The 5,585-nt window shown below is 68.1% G+C and carries 4 protein-coding genes and 1 pseudogene; 2 read left to right on the forward strand and 3 right to left on the reverse strand.

Going from position 1 to position 5,585, the window contains the following annotated elements:
- Window positions 1-210 precede the first annotated feature (210 nt).
- Window positions 211-447 carry a hypothetical protein gene (locus ACWEK3_RS41920; RefSeq protein WP_453252215.1) on the forward strand — a complete coding sequence of 79 codons (237 nt, stop codon included), beginning with the start codon at window positions 211-213 and terminating at the stop codon, window positions 445-447.
- 307 nt (window positions 448-754) lie between these two features.
- Here the strand turns inward: ACWEK3_RS41920 and ACWEK3_RS41925 are convergent, their stop codons facing one another.
- Both ACWEK3_RS41925 and ACWEK3_RS41930 read right to left on the reverse strand, forming a co-directional pair.
- Entirely contained in the window at window positions 755-1,363 is a 609-nt protein-coding gene (locus ACWEK3_RS41925) for a hypothetical protein (RefSeq protein WP_384440212.1), read from the reverse strand.
- 256 nt (window positions 1,364-1,619) lie between these two features.
- Window positions 1,620-2,938: pseudogene (locus ACWEK3_RS41930) on the reverse strand (MFS transporter); the annotation flags it as partial.
- 97 nt (window positions 2,939-3,035) lie between these two features.
- On the opposite strand from ACWEK3_RS41930, the gene ACWEK3_RS41935 reads away from it, so the two are divergent.
- Window positions 3,036-3,899 (forward strand): hypothetical protein, encoded by an 864-nt coding sequence (locus ACWEK3_RS41935; RefSeq protein WP_453252216.1) that lies wholly within the window; start codon window positions 3,036-3,038, stop codon window positions 3,897-3,899.
- 238 nt (window positions 3,900-4,137) lie between these two features.
- On the opposite strand, the gene ACWEK3_RS41940 is transcribed toward ACWEK3_RS41935, so the two are convergent.
- Window positions 4,138-5,247, reverse strand: a complete 1,110-nt coding sequence (locus ACWEK3_RS41940; protein WP_384440205.1) for an SMI1/KNR4 family protein — start codon at window positions 5,245-5,247, stop codon at window positions 4,138-4,140.
- Window positions 5,248-5,585: the final 338 nt, after the last annotated feature.

Consider the following 5,585-nt stretch of genomic DNA (forward strand, 5'->3'; position numbering starts at 1 on the left):
CTGATTCTGCGCACGGCGAGTGCGCGCGGAGGCCGTTCGGGCGTCCGCTCCCGTAGTCCAAGTCGCGCTGAAGAGCGGGTGTCATCTACCTCGAAAGGTCGCAGGAGCGTGAAGTTCGCGCCCCTGCTGGAGGATGTCGGTGCTCGCTCGTACGGTGAACGCACGCCGGAAGTCCCGCCGTAATGCTGGCTCGTTAGACCGGGTATGACCATGTATGACACAGCTCCCCGCCCCGCCCCGAAAGCAGAGGGAGCCATCCCGCTGACAGTCCGGTTCGACCCGGGCGAAGCGCTGGAGATCGACCGATGGATTCTGGAGCTGCGGGCCCAGACCGGCATCCGCTGGGACAAGGCCGAAGTAGTGCGTGAGCTGCTGCGCATGGCCCGCACACCCGACAGCATCCTGCGCGACGCGCTGACCGCCCGCGCCCGAAGGGCTGGCGCCTGAGCAACGTGGCCGCGAGACGCGCAGAGGGTCCGTGCCGACTGTTTTCGGCACGGACCCTCTCGTGGTCTACAACGCGGTTACGCCGCTGTCCAGGAGCGGTCTTTCTGATCAGTGGGTCATGGGGTTGGCCTGGGCTGATCAGTTTGGTGCCTGTTGGTGGTAGCGCTTCAGGCCGGGTTGCTACGGCTCGGTGAAGGAGGGAACGGCGGCTTGGGCTGTGCGCTGAGCTGGCGCTTTGTCAGGTGGAGTGAGTGTTGGTCAGCTTTGGTCAGTTCTGCTGCGTGTTGATCAGGCTCGTTGAGTGTTGCTATGTGCTGGCTGTGGTGTTGGTGGGGTGGTTGAGCCAGTACAGGGCGGTGTCCATGTCTCGTGCGGTCCAGTCGCGGATCGGGGCTGGGGCGGCTGCCAGGAGCTGGTCGATCGCTTTTATGTAGCGGCTGTAGCGGCCGGGTGCGTGGCTGAGGGTGATGCCGAGGGTGTGCAGTGCACTGTGGGCTCGCCGGTCGTAGATGGCCATCCGGTCCGGTGCGGCTGCCGTGAGGACGGCGGAGGCGAGGGCGTCGCCGGTGCGGAAGCCCGGTAGGGGGGCGAGGTCTGCTCGGCCGGCTTGCGCTGCTGCGCTGCGGCTGAGAGTGGTGTCCCGGGCGGCTGCTGTGGCTGCGGCCGTTGTGCGGCGTACGTCGGCGTCCGGGAGGGCCATGAGTTCGGCGGCCCAGGTGGTGTCGGCTCTGAGGCGCTTCCACATCAGCAGTGCTCCGATGTCGGCTTTGCCGATGTCCCCGCTGTCGCAAGCGCGTTGGGTCACGTGTTGCAGCGTCTCGTCGTAGTAGGGACTCACGGTGTCGGTGTAGGCCAGGCGGGCGGAGGCAAGGCGCTGCCATTGCTCGGGTGTGAGGGTGAACAGGCTGTCTGTCATGGCTTGCTGCTTCGTGTTGTCGGAAGGCGTGGGTCGGGTGGTTGGTTGTGTCACTCTCCCGGGATGTCGTTTCAACGTGAGTCCGGGAGTCACTCGCGACGCTTTCTCGTGATCAATGTCGATGCGAATCGATGTCACCGGGCGACGACGACACGCCATCAGCTTGTCGCTCAACGTCTTCTCTGATGACGGACGGTTGGCTGCACCGGCGGCGGGTAGGCCGACGCCGACTCGGTCACGGCAGGCATCGTCGGCCTCATCCCGGGACGCCGCCGCTGGCTTCGTCGCGGGCCGCGGGCGCCGTGCCCTTTTGTCGGCTGTCGGCAGGCCGCAGGCCGAGGGCCGAGACTGCCGCCCCCAGCAGCACCATGACCACCGGGATGATGAGTGCGGTGCGGTAGGCGTCCAGCACCGCGCCCGGTGAGCCGTCGGCGCCTGCGGCGGCGATCCCGTACACCGCGGTCACCGCGGAGATCCCGACTGCCGAGCCGAACTGGGTGAATGTGTACAGCAGCCCGCCGGCCAGGCCCTGCTCCTCCTGGGCCACGCTGTCGGTCGCCGCGATGGTCAGCGGACCGTAGGCGAGGGCGAAGCGATACCCGAGAGGAGGAGGCCCGGGAACATCGCCGCGTAGGACCAGTCCATCCCCACCGGCAGGAAGAGGCCGTAGGCCACGATCGCCAGTAGGAAGCCGCCGAAGATCACTCGACTGTTGCCAAAGCGGTTCACTAGACGCGGGGTGAGGGTGGGCGCCAGCACGGCGTCGCATCCCATGACGATGAGCGCGATCGCGGTCTGTAGGGAGGACCAGCCACGCAGCTCCTGTAGGTAGAGCGTGACGATGAACTGGAAGCCGTAGAACGCACCCAGAAAGAGCAGCGCGGCGAGGTCTGCCCGCACCATCGTGGCCTTGCGGAAGATCTCCAGCCGGACGAGCGGCGCTTTGGCGCGCCGCTCGATCACGATGAACGCCGCCACCAGTGCCAGCCCGGCGGCGAGCGTGCCGAGGGTCAGCCCGAGCCCTTCGCTGCGGTGCTCGAGCCGGATGATGCCGTAGGCGAACATCAGCATCGCGGCGGCGGCGCTGGCCGCGCCGGCCAGGTCGTAGCCGGGCTGTGCGGGCTCGGGGCGGGCCTCGGCTGGTACCAGCCTGAGCGCTGCGAGCAGGATGGCGCCGGCCAGGAACACCGGGGCGAAGAACACCCAGCGCCAGCCGAGTTCGGTCAGCAGCCCGCCGATGACGAGGCCCAGCGAGAAGCCGCCGGCGCCGACGCCGGCGAAGATGAGCAGGGCCTTGTCGCGCTGCGGCCTCTCCGGATACGAGGTCGTGATGATCGACATGGCGGCGGGGGTCATGAAGGCCGCTGCCACGCCGGTGACGAACCGGGCCACGACCAGCATCCAGCCGTCGATCGCGAAGCCGCCCAGCATGGAGAAGACGAGGAAGACACCCAGCCAGGTGAGGAACATCCGCCGCCTGCCCAGCAGATCGGCGGCGTGGCCACCAAGCAGGGTGAAACCGGCGTAGCCCAGCACGTAGCCACTCATTACCCACGCCGCGGTGCGACAGGACAACCGGTTGGCAAGGTGGCCGCCGCAGCGCGAAGGCTCCGGCGACGGGCGCCGACACCTCGCACCGAGCCCTGTCGTACTGGGAAGGCACAATCGGCGCATGCCTGAGACCTTCGTAGACCTGGGATCCGTCAATGCGCCGTCCAGTGTGCTGGTGCTCGGCATGGCCGGGTGGATCGACCACTGGCGGGAACTGGGTCAGCCCCTGTCCGAGCGCGCCAAGGCGGCGGCGTCGTCAGGCGGAGGCCATCTTCGTGAGTGGTTGTGTGAGGCGGTCGCGGTCCCGGCCGCTGACGACCGGCCGTTGAGGGTGAGGGCGAGCACCTCGCCGTCCCCGTTCGACGAGGAACCGACGATCACGACGCTGGAGATCAGCCTCGGACTCCCATGGCCCGAAACCGCGGACCGATCGGTGCCGGTCCGGCTCGGGGACCTGCCCGTCGACCGGTGCGGCATGGCCATCGGCGACGCCGTGGGGCTGGACGCGTGGACGGGTATGGAGGACGAGCCGGCCGACGGGCTCGCCGACGTCACCTACTGGGGCCGGTACGAAGACGTTGCACACGCGCAGTTCGGCGGCGAGCGGATCGCACAGTACGGCGTCGCCGGACCACATGGCTGGCTCGACCTCCCGCTGGCCGAGGCAGTCGCACGCGCGGCCGAACTCACCGCCTGGCGCGACCGCCTCCACGGCAAGGGCCTCATGGTCTCGATCGATAAGCACACCGACTTCCAACGCTTCCGGCGGGCCGGGTGGCACCATCCGCTCCACGTCGGTGCGATCGAGGTCGGTGGCTGCCAGGTGCTTGGCATCGAATGGGACCAAGGGGACCACTCGATCAGGCACCGCGGTGAGCGGGACGCCGGCCAGGTCTATCCAGTCACGCTCGAAGCCGACGAGGCGGGCGAGATGGTGATGCGATGGACCATCCCGCCCTACGACTTCGACGACGAAGACGAGTGACGAGCCCAGCCCTGGAGATCCGCCACCGTCGTGAGACTGATCAACCTCGACACGTGGTGAGACAGGTTTGAGAGCCCCAGGTCACAGCGGTGACCGTGTGACACGGGCCGCGAGATCCTACAGCCGTGTGTGGGGTCTCAAGTTCGGCTGCACGTTCTCACGGCCGACTTCATATCGGCTGCATTTGTGAGGCGGCCGTGAGACAGCGCAGGTCAATGACAGTGCCCTTCGGCACGCCCTAGTCCGAGGCGCGGCGGCCGTTGATAACAGCGCGTACGGCCCGATCGCCGCGAGGGTCGGCCATCAGGCGGGCGATGTCCCACCATCGCAGCAGCAGCGCCGGATAGTGCGGCGGGATCGCGTCCATGAACTCCCGGTTGAACCGTGCGCGGACGCTCTCGTGGCGCAGGGTGGCGCGGATGTCGTCCAGGGACGGCGGGAGGTGGCGGACGGCGGGCGGCAGTGTGGCCTCGTACTCCGGCGCCAGCTTGCGGCCGGGCTGGACCATGATGTTCCCGCCCAGCGCAGCGGCAACGTCGTCCTCCAGTTCCTCCTGGGCCTGCACGGCACGCTCCCACCAGTGGTCCCGGAAGGCGGCGACGGCCTCGGGGTCGGTCAGGTCGAGGGCGTCGCGCTGCTCGTCGAACTCCTCCCACTCATCTCCGGGCAGAGCTTCCCGGATCGCGCCGAGAGTCTTCGCGGGATGGCGCGGCGGGGCCTGGCCAAGGTGGCGCACCCACTGGTCCCTGTGCTCCTCGTCAGGAGGGGGTCCCCACACCAGGGCGCCGCCCATCATGCCGGGCTTTTCCGGGCCGGCCGCAGCCAAGGGGGCTTCCAGGCTGACCGCCATGAGTTCCAGGTAGGCGGGCAGCGACTCGTACTCCCGCTCGCGCTCCCCGAACCTGGTCCACTGGCACACTTCCCCGTTCTCACCGTTCAGGTAGAGGCCGTAGACGGTGTCGCCGGGGTTGAAGGAGCAGAACGGTATCCAAGATGGCTTCCACAGCACCACGGCGTTCTCGTCCTCGGTGCCGTCCTCGCCGCCCTCCTCCTGGAACCGCATCTGCATCTGGTGGACTTCGATCGCGGCGTCGAGCGGCATCAGGGCCCAGCCGCCCAGCATGAGCCCCGAACCGTCTACGCCGTCCTCACCGGCGGACAGCCGCCACAGCGCCTTCAACTCCTCCGGAACGCTCACGCCGAGGGCTTCTTCCAGGGCCACGATCTCGTCGTCGGAGGCGCCGGGCTTGAGGGCCGCGTACGACGGCGGGGCGTACTCGGCCAGCCATTCCACGATCCGGCTCCATGCCCGGGTGACTCGCACATCTGCTGGTGTGTCAGTGGTCATATTCACCACGCTCGCATTGCGCCCCGACCCATCACACAGCGGGGCCCGAGCGCCTTACAGGGACCGTCAGGTAGGGCGGTGGTGAGCGGCCACGTCCGCCCCCGCCGTAGGCTCCCGCTGGTCCATCCGGACACCTTGCCACAGCGCTCCGTTGGACTGCCTCCCACGGCGCCAACAGCCCGGCCAGATACTCCCCAAACCCGCGCTGCTAGGCCCCTCATCATGGATGGGTTACCTCATGGATGAACCGCCCCGGTTCGAATGGAGACTCGATTCCATGAAAGGATCGAGTCATGGCACGACCTTCCCGTTACCCGCTTGAGCTCCGCCGCCGCGCG

The organism is Streptomyces sp. NPDC004721 (assembly GCF_053601495.1).